This window comes from Bacillus sp. RK1064 (assembly GCF_051488405.1).
GTDB lineage: Bacteria > Bacillota > Bacilli > Bacillales > Bacillaceae > Bacillus.
On sequence record NZ_JBPSCZ010000001.1, the window covers coordinates 436,427 to 454,189 of the forward strand.

Consider the following 17,763-nt stretch of genomic DNA (forward strand, 5'->3'; position numbering starts at 1 on the left):
AATACCTTTCTTCCATATAGTGTGTTGTTCTGTAACCCATCATATACAAAGAGGGATTATTTCCACAAATGAAATGTCCTGTTTTAATAAATTATTTATATTGTTCAATTTTAGAAAAGAAATCCTTCACAAACACATAAAAATCATGGGCAGAAGGAGACATTTCTCGTGACTTAGACGCAATAATTCCAACAGTTCTTCTCACTTGCGGAAAATCGATCGGAATTTTCGCTGTAAATCGCGGTGTGGTTTCATAAAAGGCGCTTTCGGGTAATAAGGTAACGCCCATACCCGCTGATACAAGACCTTTAATGGCGTCTAAATCCTCTCCTTCAGATGAAATGGTTGGCTTATAGCCTGCCTGCTTGCAAGCATCAACTGCAATTTGTCTCAGCACATACCCTTCAGGAAATAACACGAAATGATCCTTTCTTAAATCACTTAAATGAATACTCTTTTGTCCGCTAAAGGGGTGGCTAACCGGCAAAAGGGCATAAATGCTTTCTGAAAACAAAATATTTCCTTCTATTTGAGGATCGTTTGTCGGTACGGGTCCTAAAAAGGCGAGATCAATATCCCGATTTTTTACAGCTTCAATGAGAAATTTATAGGATCCTTGACGAAGTAAAAAATCGACCTCTGGATATTCCTGCTTAAAGGCGGAAATGACTGAAGGAAGCACTTGGCTTGCTAGACTTGTAGGAAAGCCGATATTCACCGTTCCTTTGTGCGGATCTAAGTATTCATCAATTTGCTCTTTCGCATAATCAATGGCTTTTAGTGCCGTTCTGACATGATCTAAAAATTGTCTGCCGATTTTCGTTAATTTGATATTTCGGCCTTCTCGTTCGAATAAGGCCACTCCAAGTTCTTCTTCTAAATTCGCAATCTGCCGGCTGATAGCAGATTGGGCGACATGTAAGTTTTCAGCCGCTTCTGACACGTGCTCACGGTCTGCGACTTCTACAAAATAACGCAACTGACGAAGCTCCATTTTTACACTTCACACCCATCTATCTCAAAAAGAGATTGTTTTCATCTAAATTATATATTGTTTATATTAATTTGAAAACTTAAAATAAGTTACAGAGTTTGTGAGATTTTATGACTGTGAAAAAACGGATCTTTTAAACGGGGGAGAGAAACGATGACTTATAATCAACTACCACAACCACAAGGTCTCTACCGTCCTGAATTTGAACATGATGCATGTGGAATCGGACTGTACGCTCATTTAAAAGGGGAAGCGACACACAGCATCGTCAAAAAGGGATTACAAATGCTTTGCCAGCTTGATCACCGCGGCGGGCAAGGCAGTGATCCGTATACAGGTGATGGTGCCGGCTTAATGGTACAGCTGCCAGACGCTTTCTTTAGAAAAAGCTGCAAAGACTTTGCACTTCCTGAAAAGGGCCGTTACGGGGTAGGAATGGTCTTCTTTTCAAAAGAGGATGACGAGAAAACGCGTCAAGCCATCGAGCAAAAAATCAACGGATTCATTAAACAAGAAGGTCAAACATTAATTGGCTGGAGAACAGTCCCTGTCGATGCCGGGAAAATTGGTACTGTCGCAGCGAAGAGCTGTCCGGTTGTGAGGCAAGTCTTTATTGGGGCAAACGACAACATCACAGATCGTTTGTCATTTGAAAGAAAATTATATGTCATTCGTAAGCAGGCTGAGAACTGGGGAACAGCAGAGGAAAAGCAATTTTACTTTGTCAGCTTGTCGAGTCAAACCATTGTATACAAGGGGCTTTTAACATCAGATCAAGTCGATGCTTTTTATCTTGATCTTCAGGATGAAACATTTGTTTCTGCATTTTCACTTGTTCATTCAAGATTTAGTACAAATACATTTCCTACATGGGAAAGAGCCCATCCAAACCGTTACTTGATTCACAACGGTGAAATCAACACATTAAGAGGAAACATCAATTGGATGAGAGCAAGAGAACAACAATTCGTATCTGAAGCTTTCGGAGACGATTTAGACAAGATTTTGCCAGTGCTGAATGCAGACGGAAGTGATTCATCCATTCTAGACAATGCCTTTGAATTCTTTGTGCTTGCAGGCCGTACACCTGCTCATACAGCCATGATGCTGATTCCAGAGCCTTGGACTGAAAACACGCACATGTCAAAAGAGAAACGGGCATTTTATGAATACCATAGTTCTCTCATGGAGCCGTGGGATGGACCAACAGCCATTTCCTTTACAGATGGTAAACAAATCGGTGCCATCTTAGACCGAAACGGATTAAGACCGGCAAGATATTACGTCACAAATGATGATCATATCATTTTCTCTTCTGAGGTCGGCGTGATCGACACAAATGAAGAGGATGTCAAATACAAAGACCGTCTTGAGCCGGGCAAAATGCTGTTAATCGATTTAGAAGAAGGACGAATTATTTCTGACGAAGAAGTGAAATCGACGATTGCGAATGAACTTCCTTATCAAAAATGGCTTGATGAAGAAATGGTTCATGTCAATCGCTCGGAAGAAAATTCAGAAAATTCTAGTATAATGGATGATTTATTGACTCGTCAGCGTGCGTTCGATTATACGTACGAAGACATTCAAAAATATTTAATTCCTTTACTAGAAGAAGGTAAGGACCCAATCGGTTCAATGGGAAGCGACACACCGCTTGCTGTGTTATCAGATCGTGCGCAGTCTCTGTTTCATTATTTCAAGCAGTTGTTTGCACAGGTGACGAACCCGCCGATTGATGCCATTCGTGAGCAGCTTGTGACATCAACCATGACTTGGTTAGGTGCTGAAGGAGATATTCTACATCCGAATGAATATTCATGCCGAAGAATTAAACTTTATACACCGGTCTTAACGAGTGGACAATTTAACGGCTTGAAAACGATTGTTCATAATGCCTTTAAAAGCAAAACGATTCATACTCTATTCACCGATGATTTAAAGCGCGGATTGGATGCGATGTTTGAAGAGGCGGAAAAAGCGATCCGCGAAGGCGTATCTTTATTAATCCTTTCAGATCGTGAAATGACAGACCAAAAAGTGCCGATTCCACCGCTTCTAGCGCTCAGTGCACTGCATCAGCATCTTGTACGCCAAGGCTTACGGACAAAGGTTAGTCTGATCGTTGAATCTGGAGAAGTAAGAGAGGTCCATCATTTTGCTGCACTGATTGGCTACGGAGCAGATGCGATCCATCCTTATCTTGTGTATGAAACGTACAAACAGTTGATTGCAGAAGAAGCGATCTCTTTCAGCTTTGATGAAGCGGTCACAAAGTTTGGTAAAAGCGTGACCGAAGGTGTCGTCAAAGTCATGTCTAAAGTGGGAATTTCCACTGTGCAAAGCTATAGAGGAGCGCAAATCTTTGAAGCCGTCGGCATTAGTGAAGACGTCATTCAGGCGTATTTCACGGGAACAGCTTCTCAGCTTGGCGGGATCGATCTTGAGACCATTGCACATGAGGCAAAACTCCGTCATGAAGCAGGGTATCAGGCAGCGACTGACCAAACACTCGAATCAGGCAGTGATTTCCAGTGGAGAAAAAATGGAGAGCACCATGCCTTTAACCCAAAAACGATCCATACGCTTCAGTGGGCATGCCGCAATGAAGATTACGATCTATTTAAGCAATATACAAAGGCAGCGGACGAAGAAAGAATCGGCTTCCTTAGAAATTTATTTTCTTTCCAGCCAAAACAAAAGCCAGTTCGTCTGGAAGACGTTGAATCTGCTGAATCCATCGTGCGCCGATTCAAGACAGGTGCCATGTCATTTGGATCTTTAAGTAAAGAAGCGCACGAAGCGCTTGCAATTGCCATGAACCGAATTGGCGGTAAAAGTAACAGCGGAGAAGGCGGAGAAGATCCTGCACGCTTTACAGTTGATGAACGCGGCGATGATCGCAGAAGTGCGATTAAACAAATTGCTTCCGGCCGCTTTGGCGTAAAGAGTCATTATTTGGTCAATGCAGATGAACTCCAAATTAAAATGGCGCAGGGAGCAAAACCTGGAGAAGGCGGACAGCTGCCAGGAAATAAAGTATACCCTTGGGTTGCCGATGTACGTGGCTCTACACCAGGCGTCGGATTGATTTCACCACCGCCGCATCATGATATTTATTCCATCGAGGATTTGGCGCAGCTGATCCATGATTTGAAAAACGCGAACCGTGATGCCCGCATCAGCGTCAAGCTTGTGTCTAAAGCCGGCGTTGGGACGATTGCAGCAGGTGTAGCAAAAGGGACGGCGGATGTCATTGTAATCAGTGGATACGATGGCGGCACAGGAGCTTCGCCGAAAACGAGTATTAAACACACAGGACTTCCTTGGGAGCTCGGTTTGGCAGAAGCACATCAAACCCTTGTGTTAAATGGTCTTCGCGAGAGAGTCGTTCTTGAAACGGACGGCAAGTTAATGACTGGACGCGATGTTGTCATGGCTGCGATTTTAGGAGCAGAAGAATACGGCTTTGCGACAGCTCCACTTGTCGTATTGGGCTGTGTGATGATGAGAGCATGTCATTTAGATACTTGCCCAGTCGGCGTCGCTACACAGAATCCAGAGCTTCGCAAAAAATTCATGGGGAACCCTGATCACATTGTGAATTTCATGATGTTTATTGCAGAGGAAGTAAGAGAAATCTTAGCGGAACTTGGCTTTACATCAATGGATGAATTAATTGGACGCACGGATGTTCTAGGAGTCAGTGAACGAGCAAAAGCACACTGGAAAGCAGGGCAGCTAGACCTTGAAACACTGCTTTATCAGCCAGAAGGAGCTCGTACATTCAGAACACCGCAAAATCATAAAATTGATGAATCACTGGATATGAATGAAATCCTCCCTTATGTACAGGAAGCGCTGAATCATCAAACACCGGTTGATCTATCATTGAATATTCGCAATATCAATCGTGTGGCCGGAACCATTACTGGAAGTGAAGTGTCTAAGCGCTACGGGGAAGAAGGCTTGCCAGAGGATACGATCACACTAAGGTTCACTGGTTCCGCAGGACAAAGCTTCGGCGCATTTGTGCCAAAGGGCATGTCTCTCTATTTAACAGGTGATTCAAATGACTATATCGGCAAAGGACTCTCTGGAGGCAAAATTGCGGTCAAAACCTCTGATCACTTTGTACAAAATGGACATGAAAACGTCATTGTCGGAAACGTCGCATTCTACGGAGCGACAAGCGGAAAAGCCTTTATTAACGGTCGTGCAGGTGAGCGCTTTGCCGTTCGTAATTCAGGTGTGCATGTGGTCGTTGAAGGAATCGGTGATCACGGCTGTGAATACATGACTGGCGGACGTGTCGTCATTTTAGGAGACGTCGGAAAAAACTTCGGCGCAGGCATGTCTGGCGGCGTAGCTTACGTCCATACATCCGATGCGAAACAGTTCAAAAGAATGTGCAACATGGAAATGATCATGTTTGAAAAGCTCACAGATCATGAAGAAGAACAAGAAGTGAAACAGCTGATTAAAGAGCACCTTCATTATACAAACAGCTCAAAAGCGTCAGCACTTCTCGAAAACTGGGCGCAAGAAAAGGATCAATTCATCAAGGTTATTCCGAGAAATTACAAAATGATGCTTCAAAGCATTGAAGAACAAAAACAAGCGGGCCTCAGTCATGAAGAAGCTGTCATGTTCGCCTTTGAAGCAAACACTAAACCGAAAAATCAAGAAACGGCAAACGGGCAAAAAGCAGCCCTCGCTCATTAAGAAAGGGGAGAGGACAATGGGCAAAGCAACAGGTTTTATGGATTATAAAAGAGAAAAGCCAAATGAACGTGACCCTCTCACTCGTCAAAATGACTGGAAAGAATATTCCGCTCCTTATACAGATGACGTATTGAAGAAGCAGGGCGCTAGATGTATGGATTGCGGCACACCGTTTTGTCAAATTGGGATGGAGATCAGGGGCGGCGTCTCAGGCTGCCCGATCTACAATTTAATTCCAGAATGGAATGACCTTGTGTACCGCGGGAGATGGAAAGAAGCTCTCGAAAGACTGCAAAAAACAAATAATTTCCCAGAATTTACTGGGAGAGTATGTCCAGCACCTTGCGAAGGGTCATGTACAGTTGCCATCAATGATCCAGCCGTTTCGATTAAAAATATCGAACGGACGATCATTGATAAAGGCTTTGAAAATGGATGGATCACACCAAGAATTCCTTCAAGCCGTACAGGCAAGAAGATTGCCATTGTCGGCTCAGGGCCAGCAGGACTTGCAAGTGCGGATCAATTAAACCAAGCAGGCCACGCCGTAACAGTGTTCGAACGGTCTGACCGCCTTGGCGGGCTGCTGACATACGGCATTCCAAACATGAAGCTGGACAAAGAAGTGGTGGAGCGAAGAGTCAAACTGTTGAGACAAGAAGGCATTGATTTTGTACCGAACACAGAAATCGGCGTGGATGTCACTGCCGACGAACTGAAAGAACAGTTTGATGCGGTCATCCTTTGTACAGGTGCACAGAAGCAGCGTGACCTGTTGATTGAAGGCCGGGAAGCTAAAGGGATTCACCTTGCGATGGATTATTTAACCCTCGCAACAAAAAGCATGCTTGATTCAGGATTTAAAGACAAAAACTTCATTGATGCAAAAGGAAAAGACGTCATTGTCATTGGCGGGGGAGATACAGGTGCGGATTGCGTCGCAACTGCACTTCGCCAAAAAGCAAAAAGTGTTGTTCAGTTCGGGAAGCACCCAAAACTTCCGGATACACGTGTAGGGGATAACATGTGGCCTGAACAGCCTTACGTCTTCTCACTGGATTATGCTTATGAAGAAGCACAAGCAAAATTCGGAGAAGATCCGCGTCAATATTCCATTCAAACCACAAAAATTGTGGCAGACAAAAATGGGAAATTAAAAGAGCTTCATACCATTCAAATGGAAAAGGTGAAAAACGAACAGGGGAAGTTTGAATTTCATGAGATTCCAGGGACAGAAAAGGTATGGCCTGCTCAGCTAGTCTTTATTGCAATTGGTTTTGAGGGAACTGAACAGCCACTCGTGAAACACTTTGGCGTGGACAGCAAAAACAATCGCATTGACGCAAAGTATGGGGAGTATACAACAAATGTAGAAGGCGTATTTGCAGCGGGAGATGCAAGACGCGGGCAAAGCTTGATTGTCTGGGCGATTAATGAAGGCAGACAAGTGGCGCACGAGGTAGACCGTTATTTAATGGGGAGTTCGGTTCTGCCAAAATAGGTCATACAAAGGGTGTTTACACATATAAAGAAAAGCCATGGCCAAAGAGTGGTCATGGCTTTTTATGATTCAGAAATGGTGTGGTTGATGATGACTTTTTTGCGTTTAAGCTGCGATATGACTAAACAAATAAAGACAACTAGAACAAAAAGAGAAATGGTCAAAAAGCCAAACATATATGAGCCCGTCACTTCTTTTAAACTGCCCAGAATATTAGGTAAAAAGAAGCCGCCAATGCCCCCAGCAGCACCAACAATTCCGGTCACGATCCCAATTTCTTTATGAAATACTTGAGGCACCAGCTGAAAAACTGCGCCATTCCCCATCCCGAGACACATCATCCCGGTAAATAAAAGGGTAATGACCAAAGGTAAAGCTGGAAGACTGCTCACCCCTCCTAAGCAGATGCCGATGAATGCGAATAATCCAAGCAGTACTTTCATTCCACCTATTTTATCCGCAATGAGACCACCGATGGGGCGAAAGAAGCTGCCCGCCGCCACACAAAGAGTCACAAAATCACCTGCATGAATTTTCGAGATACCATATTGATCCACAAAGAAAATACTGAGAAAACTGGAAAGCCCGACAAATCCTCCGAATGTAATCGCATAAAGCAGGCAGAAAAACCATGTCGATTTCACCTGAAATACTGAAAAATACGACCGTAGCGGCTTTGGAGCGGGCTGATTTGGTGCATCTTTTGCTGTGAAAATAAAAAACAAAAAGACAAGACTTAACGGAATCAGGGCGAGCCCCATGACTGCATGCCATCCATAAATCTCGGCAAGACGTGGACCAAATAGTGTGGAGATCAGTGTTCCGCTGTTACCGGCACCTGCAATCCCCATGGCCACGCCTTGTAAATGAGGAGGATACCAGCGGCTTGCCATTGGCAAAGCAACAGCAAAGCTTGCTCCTGCTACTCCTAACAAAATACCAATCAGCACGAGCTCGGAAAGGGTTGTACCAGCGATGAACCCCCAGATGAGCGGGATGGTGGTGAAAAGCATGCCAATTACCGCTGTCTTCTTAGGTCCTATACGATCAGTGAATAAGCCAAGTACAATCCGAAAAAAAGAACCAGATAAAATCGGAATGGCAACAATCATGCCTTTCTCTGCGGTCGATAAAGCAAAGTCTTGCGCAATAAAAGCACCCAGTGCCCCTAATAAGACCCAGATCATAAAGCTCACATCGAAATATAAAAAGGAACTTAGCAATGTCTTAGGGTGACCACTTGATTTTAACTCTGAGAGTTTCATAAAATGCCTCCTCTATTTTGAATTTTCTGACTTAAAGATAGCGAGTTATCCCAAGTAATAAAAGTATCATGTTAGAAAAATTGACATGATTACACACTTTTTTACAGGCATGTGCCATAATCTATCCATACAATGTGTTGGGCAAGAAGCTTAGAGAGGTTGATTTCATATGGCAAAACGCAAACTCGTGTTTATCGGAAACGGCATGGCGAGTATGAAATGTATCGAACAGATGGTTCAAAAACAGCCAGAACACTATGCCATAACAGTCATTGGAAAAGAGAAGCACCCTGCCTACAATCGAATAAAACTTTCATCGATTTTACAAAAAAGCGACTCATTATCTCAAATTGAACTCAAGGAAAAAGAATGGTACACCGCGCATGACATCATCATGTACAAAGGAGAAACAGTCGTCCATATCGATACAAACAAGAAGTGTATCATGACAGATGCGCGCCGGGAAATTTCCTATGACAAGCTCGTCATCGCAACAGGATCATTGCCGTATTTTCTTCCTATTCAGGGCGTATCCAAAAAAGGGATTTATGCGTTTCGTACAATTGATGATTATGAGGCCATTTGTGCGGATGCGATGCGTTATCAACGAGCAGCAGTGGTCGGAGGCGGTGTGCTTGGTGTAGAGGTGGCGGCTGGCCTGCAGATTGCGGGACTTGAGACAACCATTATTCATCATGCCGAGTGGCTCATGCAGCGCCAATTAGATGAAACGGCTGCTAGTCTATTACAGCAGCAATTAACGCGCAAGGGCATTCAGGTGAAAACAAATGCCCATACCATTGCATGCTTAGGGGACGAGAGGGTAGAAGGCGTTCTATTGAAAAATGGCGACATCGTGGATGCTGATCTTGTTGTCTTCACAACAGGTATCCGTCCAAACATACAGCTTGCAAAGAATCACGGCATTCATACGCGAAAAGCCATTGTCGTCAATGATATGATGCAAACAAATGTCCAAGATATTTATGCCATTGGGGAATGTGCAGAGCATAAAGGAATGGTGCATGGCCTTGTTCAGCCCATTTATGAACAAGCAAATGCACTTGCCAATCATCTATTAGGCGAGCAAATTACATCTGTACCTCAACCTATTTACTCAACAAAATTAAAAGTACCTGACATGCCTATCTATTCTGCGGGATGTATTGAACACCATTCTCCGTATACGTCAGTGGTGACATATTTAGATGAAGAGCAAGAAGTGTATAAAAAATTCGTCTTTGAACGCGAGGCGCTAACAGGTTTTTTATTAGTTGGAGAACTGGAGAAAGCCGATCAGCTTTTGCAAGATGTGAAAGTGGGGCGTGATAAAAGTGTCGTCATGAAAGCTCTTCATGAGGAGCAGCCATCTCCTCTAGATTCATTAAAAATGGACGATCTCGTCTGCCAATGTCAAAGCGTTACAAAAGGGACGATTTTGAACACCATATCCGTCCATCAGCTGACAAGCTTAGAAGAGGTTCAAAAACAAACAGGAGCAGCAACCGGCTGCGGCGGCTGTCAAGAGCTCGTCCGTGCCTGCTGTCAGTTATCATCACATGAACAAATAGATGAGCCGGCCTCTTTTTGTTCATGTACAGAAGCTGATAAGCAGACCATTTTTTCGTTTATCAAAAAGCAACTGCTGCTGAATGTGGAGGAAATCAGAAGACATTTTCATTGGAAAACAGAGAACGGCTGCAGCAACTGCAGGTCTGCCATTCCATACTATCTCGAGCAATTTCAATCACCGATTGAAAAAATCAGCGATGCTGATCAAGAAGACATGCTGCCTCAGCTATACGGAGGGAGTCTTGAACTGGATTACCTGAAAATCATGACGTCTTTGTTAGAACAAAAACTGATTGATCAGGCAGAGCTGACAGAGCATAAGCGAATACGGCTCATCGGCGTGTCAAAACAGGCGGCACAGATCGTCAAAAAACATTGGCCCATCATGGCGAAAGAGAAAAGAAGACTATCTCATGTCCTTACATGTGATTGTAGTCACGATCCAGCTGTCACAGCACTAGTAATGGAGTTTGAAAGACAAGTAGAAGACACACTTTTACCAGCCGTCACCTCTATTCATGTCGCCGGCTCTTCCTGCACGTGTAAACTAGCTCCAATATATGACATTTGCATGAAGAGACAGCTGGGGGAATGGAACATTTATATAGGAGGTGACGTATGTCAGCCGAAGGCCGGCCAGCTTTTTTACACTTTGCCTCAATCAAGTGAGCTGATCCCTTTTTTAAAAGCGCTGCTTGAAGATTATAGAAAAAGTGCATACTTTCAAGAATCCATCGGCGATTGGCTTCTCCGATATGGACTTATTTCTATTCGAGAAAAATTGCTTGATGAGGAAAGAAGAAAAGAGCTCTGTGAACAATTTGACCAAAGCAGACAAAAGGATGTGAAGGTATGAGTCAGTCTTTTTTACGATATGCCCAGCAAATATCAGAGCAGGAAGAACGAAAGCGAGTGTATCAATCCCAATGTCCATTTTGCAGTATGCAGTGCAAAATGCAGCTAGTAGAGCAGCATGTGGAAGGACGAACCAGATATCAAACGATTGGCGTACACAATCCAACTACGCACGGGAGACTTTGTATGAAAGGGCAGCATGCACACCAGCACGCACTGCACAAAGAACGTTTGAATCACCCGCTCATCAAAAGAAACGGACAATTTGTAAAAGCGTCATGGCAGGAGGCACTTAATGAAATCAAAACAAACATGGAATCCCTTCAGATGGCACACGGGCATGATGCCATCAGTGTGTACGGAAGCGCATCTATTACAAATGAGGAGGCGTACTTACTGGGAAAGTTTGCGAGAGTGGCGCTGAAAACGAAATACATCGATTACAACGGGAGACTTTGTATGTCGTCAGCAGCAACTGCGGCGAATCAAACATTCGGACTTGACCGGGGTCTTACGTTTCCTCTCAGTGACATCAAGCATACACGGGTATTGATATTGGTTGGAACGAATATAGCAGAATGTCAGCCAACCTTCATGCCGTACGTCGAAGAGGCGAAAAAAAACGGTGCATTTCTCATCGTCATCGATCCGCGCAAAACACAGACAGCCCAATTAGCCGATGTACATGTCAGCCTGAAACCAGGATCAGATGCTGCACTGGCAAACGGCATCTTGCACATTATGCTTCATGAACATTTAATAGATGAATCATTTATTCGTCTTCGAACGTCAGGGTTCCAAGAATTAAAGGAGCACGTCTCGCGCATGTCCCTCTCAAACATTGCTGAGCAAACCGGTGTGACGATTGAAGTTCTGCAGAAAATAGCAAGGAAATTCGCACAAGAAAAGACAGGCATGATTTTCACAGCAAGAGGCATTGAGCAGCAAATAGACGGGACAGCATCTGTACGAAATTTCCTGAATATTCTGCTTGTTACTGGGAAGATCGGCCGCGTTGGGTGCGGCTATGGCGCAATAACCGGGCAAGGAAATGGCCAGGGGGCAAGAGAGCATGGACAAAAAGCAGATCAGCTTCCAGGGTATCGAGATATCACAAATTCTGCTCACAGAAAAGAAATAGCTGACATATGGAACATTGATGAAAAAGAACTCCCTGGAAAAGGCGTGTCTGCTTTTGAGATGTTTGAAAAAATGCAGGAAGGAGAAATAAAAGCGCTCTTTTTAATGTGCTCAAACCCCGTTCAGTCAGGCCCGCACGCGCGCTTTATTCAACAAGCCATCAAGAAATTGTCCTTTTTTGTAGCTGTTGATTTATTTATGTCTGAGACAGCTGCGCTGGCAGATGTAATTTTACCTACTTCGTCATATTTAGAGGATGAAGGTACGGTGACAAATGTAGAGGGGCGCGTTACGCTTAGAGAAGCAACCTATCCACTTAAGCATCAAAGAAAACACGATTGGCAAATCATTTGTGATATAGCAGCTGTATTAGGCAAAAGCGGCTATTTCTCCTTTTCATCCGCAGAAGAGATTTTTGAAGAATTAAGAGCCGCAACGAAAGGCGCAAAAGCGGATTACTCAGGCATGACCTATGAAAGACTGAGGAAGGAGCAAGGCATATTATGGCCTTGTACGCATCTAGAAGACCCAGGAACCGAAAGATTATTTGAACATGCATTCTCACATTCTGACAGTTTAGCAAAGTTTGCCGTCGTCACACACGGAAAAAATGTGGCAAAGGAACCAGTCAGTCAAGAATATCCTCTTTATTTAACGACGGGCAGAGTGATGGCTCACTACCAAACGGGCGTTCAAACAAGAAAAAGTACCTCTCTTGTTGCCCGGCAGTTTGAATCTTATGCAGAGCTTCATCCTGACACAGCAAAAACGTATGGACTTCAGCACGGGGAGCTTGTGACCATCCAGTCAAAAAGAGGAAGTGTCATCATGAGATGCCGCATATCAGACACCATTCGAAAAGATACCGTGTTTGTTCCATTTCACTGGAGTAAACATCAATCCATTAATCAATTAATTAGTGAACAACTAGATCCGCACAGTAAAATGCCAGGCTTTAAATATTGTCCTGTACAGCTGTCAGCCTATGTGAATTAAAAAATATGTGAGAAATCATAACATGTATTTTCCATCTATGTTTAGATGATGGTACTTTCTAAAAAATGATCACATGAGGGGTGTTTTATCGTGAAAGAAAAACTCGTATTAGTGGGGAACGGTATGGCTGGCATTCGAAGCCTCGAAAACATTTTAAAAGCAGACAGCGAACGATTCGACATGACGGTATTTGGAAGTGAACCGCATCCTAACTATAACCGGATTCTTTTATCGAAGGTGCTTCAAGGAGATACGAAGGTTGAAGATATTACACTAAACGATTGGAATTGGTATCAGGAGCATGATATTCAGTTGTTTACAAATGAGACCATTGTGAAGATCGATACAGATAACCAAACAGTCACCAGTGATCAAGGACGGACCGTGCATTATGACCGATTGATTTTAGCAACAGGGTCACTTCCGTTTATCCTGCCGATTCCAGGGAGTGATAAAAAAGGCGTGACGGCCTTTCGTACATTGCAAGACACAGAGGAAATGGTCAATGCCTCTAGCAGGTACAAAAAAGCAGCAGTCATTGGAGGCGGCCTTCTTGGACTGGAAGCAGCACGCGGCCTACTCAACTTAGGCATGGAAGTGAATGTCATTCACCTCAGCTCTCATTTAATGGAACGCCAGCTAGACCCTATTGCAGGTCAGCTTCTACAAAAAGCATTAGAAGAACAGGGCATGAACTTCCTGTTAGGAAAACAGACAAATGAGATTTTAGGAGATACAAGAGTTGAAGGGTTATCATTTTCAGATGGCACGACACTTGAGACAGACCTAGTCGTCATGGCTGTAGGAATTAAACCAAGTAAAATGCTTGCAGAGATAAGCGGCCTTGAAGTGAACCGAGGTATTATTGTCAATGATTTCATGGAAACGAGTGTCCCAGGCATTTATGCCGTCGGAGAATGTGTAGAACACAGAGGACAAACGTACGGGCTTGTCGCTCCTTTATACGATCAAGCGAATGTGCTTGCTGGGCATGTATGTGACATGAATCCTGTGCCATATGAAGGCTCTGTTCTGTCAACGCAACTGAAAGTATCGGGGGTTGACGTGTTTTCAGCTGGTGACTTTATAGAAAACGATGAGAAAAAAGCGATCAAAATCTTTGACGAACAAAAAGGCATCTATCAAAAACTAGTCTTCCAGCAAAACCGATTAGTAGGTGCCGTCATGTTTGGAGAAACAAGCGATGGACCTCGTCTATTCTCGTATATTAGAGAAGGGGTAGATATGTCGGATATGGAGAAGGTATCTGTCTTAACCTCGAATGATCCGGCGCAAGAAAGCACGATTGAAAGCATGGCAAATGACCATATCGTTTGCGGCTGTAATGGTGTCTCAAAGGGTCAGATTGTGGAAGCCATTCAAAAAGAAGGCTTAACAACGATTCAGGAAGTGAAGCAATGTACAAGTGCCTCACGATCATGTGGAGGCTGCAAGCCCGTTGTCGAAGAGATTCTTTGGCACACGTTGGGCGATGATGCGAACCGAACAGCCCAAAAAGAAACCATCTGCGCCTGCACCACTCTTTCACGAGATGAAGTCATTCATGAAATCAAAGAGAAGGGCCTGCAGCATGTCAAAGAAGTGATGAACGTACTTGACTGGGAGACAGAGGAAGGCTGTTCAAAATGCCGACCTGCCCTGAATTATTATTTAGGCATGCTTCAACCTCTTGAGTACAAAGATGAAAAGAGCTCACGATTTGTGAATGAACGCATGCATGCCAATATTCAAAAAGATGGCACATATTCGGTTGTTCCGCGGATGTACGGCGGCGTGACAAATGCAAATGATCTGAGAAAAATAGCTGATGTCGTCGACAAATATGAAATACCGCTTGTGAAAATGACTGGCGGCCAGCGTATCGACCTTCTAGGTGTCAAAAAAGAAGATTTACCTAAAGTATGGGCAGACCTGGATATGCCATCTGGTTATGCATACGGAAAATCTTTAAGAACGGTCAAAACTTGTGTTGGAGAACAATTTTGCCGGTTCGGCACACAGGACTCGATGGCTCTTGGCATTGCACTTGAAAAGAAATTCGAAGGTCTTGCGACACCGCATAAAGTCAAAATGGCTGTCTCTGCTTGCCCTAGAAACTGTGCAGAATCTGGCATTAAAGACCTTGGCATTGTGGGAATTGATGGAGGGTTTGAATTGTACGCCGGCGGAAATGGCGGCACACACTTGCGGGCTGGAGATTTATTGATGAAGGTCAGTACAGAAGAAGAAGTAGAGCAAGTGGCGGCTGCATACCTTCAATATTACAGAGAAACGGCAAATTATCTAGAAAGAACCTCTGCTTGGGTTGAACGACTTGGATTAGATCATATTCAATCAGTACTCCTAGATGATGAGAAACGAGAAGCCTTAATCCAAAGAATGGACATCGCACTGTCAACGTATGAGGAGCCTTGGCAGGAGCTGCGCGAGAGTCAAAAAGACACGAAACAATTATTTCAAAAAGCGACGGCTTCTGTATAAATCAATTGAAGGGATGAGATCATATGACAGTTTCAGTTGTAAAAGTTCACATTGGCACCCTATCAGATTTTCCGCTGCAGCTAGGGAAAACAGTCGCAGCCGGTACTCTTGAATTAGCTGTTTTTCAAACCTCTAATAAGCAGTTCAAAGCCATTGAAAACCGCTGCCCTCATAAAGGCGGTGTTCTGGCTGAAGGAATGGTAAGTGGAGACCATGTCTTCTGTCCAATGCATGATTGGAAGATTGATCTTTCGTCAGGGAACGTTCAAGCACCAGATCACGGATGCGTTAAAACGTATGAAACATTGGTCGAGGGGGACGATGTCTTTATTTTATTGCCCTCATAAATAGTTTAGATCCTTCCTTTCATGTATATGCTGTATGTAAATGCAGCAAGAAAGGAAGGAATTTCTGTGCCGTTTTTTAGTATTTTGATTGAACTATTTATCGGGTTTTTCGCCTTATTTTTTATTACAAAATTATTAGGGAAAACACAGTTTGCACAAATCACGCCGTTTGATTTTATTTCTGCACTGATTTTAGGCGAAATGGTCGGAAACGCCATTTTTGACCCAGAAGTCAAGATTCAGCACATTTTGTTTGCTGTTGCGGTATGGGGCGTTCTCATCTATACAGTTGAATGGTTTTCACAACGCTTTAAAGGTATTCGAGCCTTTTTAGAAGGAAGACCTACGCTTGTCATTGATAAAGGGAACATTCACTACAATCGTTTGAAGAAAAATATGCTTGATCTCAATCAGCTGCAGACACTGATTCGCGCGAAAGGTCATTTTGCCTTGCATGAAATAGAATATGCCATTTTGGAAACAGACGGCTCTGTCAGTGTTCTTCCGAAAATGAAATACGCAACTGCCACAGCAGAAGATGTGAACGTGAAGGGAAAAGAAGTCAAATTGCCTAGAACATTTATTATTGATGGCGAAATTTTAAAAGATGACCTACAAGAAGCTGGCTTTGACGAAACATGGCTGAGTGAGCAATTAAAAAAGCAGCACATTTCTTCTCATCGAGATGTTCTATTTTGTGAATGGATTGAAAATGAAGGGATTTATGCGATGAAATATGAAAAGTCTAAAAAACATCCACAACAAAATTAAGTGGGTGTTTTTTTTGTGTGTCATGAATAGGATCAAAAAGAATGTTTGATTGAAAATGTTCACAAAGAGGAGGAGATGTGCGATGAAGTATGGAAAGGTATGGCTTGTGGTCGTCTTGTCTTTATTACTATTTAACTCAGCTTCACTTCAAGCAGCCGAACATCAGAATCAAACAAACCGCGTCCTTGTGGTCGATCAAAAGGGAAATGGCTCGTTTCGAACCGTTCAGTCTGCCATTGATGCGATTCCAGCGAACAATCAACAGCGCGTAACGATCTATATTAAAAATGGTGTATATAAAGAAAAGATCCTGCTTCCTCAAAATAAACCACACGTGTCCTTTATCGGCGAAAACCAGCACAAGACGATTCTGACGTATGATGATACAAATGCAAGTACTGGCAGCACAACAAATAGCTCCAGCACTATGATTCGTTCGAACGACTTTTACGCAGAAAATATCACCTTTCAAAATACAGCTGGCAGACATGCTGGTCAGGCGGTTGCGCTGTATGTGTCTGGCGACCGGGCTGCGTTCAAACAAATAAGAGTCTTAGGGTATCAAGATACACTTTATGCAACAGGCTCAGGCCGGCAATATTATGAAAACTGCTATATCGAGGGCACGGTCGATTTTATTTTTGGATCAGCCACAGCTGTGTTTAAAAGAGCTGAAATAAAAAGTCTTGGAAATGGGTATATTACTGCAGCATCCACAACAGAAGCACAAAGGTATGGTTATGTATTCATCGATTCTACGTTGAAAAAGGGGACGGCAGCTGCTCAATCGGTTTATTTAGGACGTCCGTGGAGGCCTCATTCCGCTGTGACATTCCTCTATACAAAAATGGATGAACATATTAAGGCAGAGGGATGGCATAACTGGGATAACCGTGATAACGAAAGAACAGCAAGATATAAAGAATATGGATCGACTGGGACCGGAAGCAATGTAGCAAATCGCGTAAAATGGTCCAATATTTTAACGAAAAACGAAGCAAGTCAAATCACGGTGCAAGCTGTTCTTGGCGGAGCCGATGGCTGGAATCCAGAAAAAAGGTAAAGGGCTTGTCAGTTTTCGTCAAAGAAAGCTGA

The 17,763-nt window shown here is 43.5% G+C and carries 10 protein-coding genes; 8 read left to right on the forward strand and 2 right to left on the reverse strand.

Annotated elements, in window-relative coordinates; genetic code table 11:
* Positions 1-91: 91 nt before the first annotated feature.
* Positions 92-994: a LysR family transcriptional regulator gene (locus tag ACSSTM_RS02440; protein ID WP_034660886.1), complete on the reverse strand. Its 903-nt coding sequence runs from the start codon at positions 992-994 to the stop codon at positions 92-94.
* A 153-nt stretch (positions 995-1,147) separates the two neighbouring features.
* Between ACSSTM_RS02440 and gltB the strand changes: the two genes are divergently transcribed.
* Both gltB and gltD read left to right on the forward strand, forming a co-directional pair.
* The gene (gene gltB / locus ACSSTM_RS02445; RefSeq protein WP_420734895.1) at positions 1,148-5,719 is read left to right on the forward strand and encodes a glutamate synthase large subunit; all 4,572 of its coding nucleotides are present in this window, start codon (positions 1,148-1,150) and stop codon (positions 5,717-5,719) included.
* Between the two features lie 16 nt (positions 5,720-5,735).
* A complete protein-coding gene (gene gltD, locus ACSSTM_RS02450; protein WP_420734896.1) occupies positions 5,736-7,220 on the forward strand; it encodes a glutamate synthase small subunit in 1,485 nt (494 codons plus the stop codon).
* 62 nt (positions 7,221-7,282) lie between these two features.
* Here gltD and ACSSTM_RS02455 read toward each other — a convergent pair whose 3' ends face one another.
* The gene (locus ACSSTM_RS02455; protein WP_420734897.1) at positions 7,283-8,485 is read right to left on the reverse strand and encodes a nitrate/nitrite transporter; all 1,203 of its coding nucleotides are present in this window, start codon (positions 8,483-8,485) and stop codon (positions 7,283-7,285) included.
* Between the two features lie 169 nt (positions 8,486-8,654).
* Here ACSSTM_RS02455 and nirB (ACSSTM_RS02460) point away from each other — a divergent pair, with 169 nt between their 5' ends.
* The 6 genes from nirB (ACSSTM_RS02460) (at position 8,655) to ACSSTM_RS02485 (ending at position 17,731) form a co-directional block, all read left to right on the forward strand.
* Positions 8,655-10,913, forward strand: coding sequence for a nitrite reductase large subunit NirB (nirB, locus tag ACSSTM_RS02460; RefSeq protein WP_420734898.1), 2,259 nt, complete (start codon positions 8,655-8,657; stop codon positions 10,911-10,913).
* On the forward strand, positions 10,910-13,048 hold the full coding sequence (gene nasC / locus ACSSTM_RS02465) for an assimilatory nitrate reductase catalytic subunit NasC (RefSeq protein ID WP_095285262.1): 2,139 nt from the start codon (positions 10,910-10,912) through the stop codon (positions 13,046-13,048). Before nirB (ACSSTM_RS02460) ends, nasC begins: the two co-directional genes overlap by 4 nt.
* 87 nt (positions 13,049-13,135) lie before the next feature.
* Positions 13,136-15,550: a nitrite reductase large subunit NirB gene (gene nirB / locus ACSSTM_RS02470; protein ID WP_420734949.1), complete on the forward strand. Its 2,415-nt coding sequence runs from the start codon at positions 13,136-13,138 to the stop codon at positions 15,548-15,550.
* A 23-nt stretch (positions 15,551-15,573) separates the two neighbouring features.
* A complete protein-coding gene (nirD, locus tag ACSSTM_RS02475; protein ID WP_034660879.1) occupies positions 15,574-15,897 on the forward strand; it encodes a nitrite reductase small subunit NirD in 324 nt (107 codons plus the stop codon).
* Between the two features lie 27 nt (positions 15,898-15,924).
* Complete coding sequence (locus ACSSTM_RS02480) at positions 15,925-16,668, forward strand: DUF421 domain-containing protein (RefSeq protein WP_187704574.1); 744 nt, start codon at positions 15,925-15,927, stop codon at positions 16,666-16,668.
* Positions 16,669-16,750: 82 nt separating this feature from the next.
* Positions 16,751-17,731, forward strand: coding sequence for a pectinesterase family protein (locus ACSSTM_RS02485; RefSeq protein WP_106037692.1), 981 nt, complete (start codon positions 16,751-16,753; stop codon positions 17,729-17,731).
* Positions 17,732-17,763 lie beyond the last annotated feature (32 nt).

Excerpts from the sequence above, each read along its gene's own strand:
- ACSSTM_RS02440 (WP_034660886.1), bottom strand. The coding sequence starts at position 994 with ATGGAGCTTCGTCAGTTGCGTTATTTTGTAGAAGTCGCAGACCGTGAG.
- gltB (WP_420734895.1), top strand. The coding sequence starts at position 1,148 with ATGACTTATAATCAACTACCACAACCACAAGGTCTCTACCGTCCTGAA.
- gltD (WP_420734896.1), top strand. The coding sequence starts at position 5,736 with ATGGGCAAAGCAACAGGTTTTATGGATTATAAAAGAGAAAAGCCAAAT.
- ACSSTM_RS02455 (WP_420734897.1), bottom strand. The coding sequence starts at position 8,485 with ATGAAACTCTCAGAGTTAAAATCAAGTGGTCACCCTAAGACATTGCTA.
- nirB (WP_420734898.1), top strand. The coding sequence starts at position 8,655 with ATGGCAAAACGCAAACTCGTGTTTATCGGAAACGGCATGGCGAGTATG.
- nasC (WP_095285262.1), top strand. The coding sequence starts at position 10,910 with ATGAGTCAGTCTTTTTTACGATATGCCCAGCAAATATCAGAGCAGGAA.
- nirD (WP_034660879.1), top strand. The coding sequence starts at position 15,574 with ATGACAGTTTCAGTTGTAAAAGTTCACATTGGCACCCTATCAGATTTT.
- ACSSTM_RS02480 (WP_187704574.1), top strand. The coding sequence starts at position 15,925 with ATGCTGTATGTAAATGCAGCAAGAAAGGAAGGAATTTCTGTGCCGTTT.
- ACSSTM_RS02485 (WP_106037692.1), top strand. The coding sequence starts at position 16,751 with ATGAAGTATGGAAAGGTATGGCTTGTGGTCGTCTTGTCTTTATTACTA.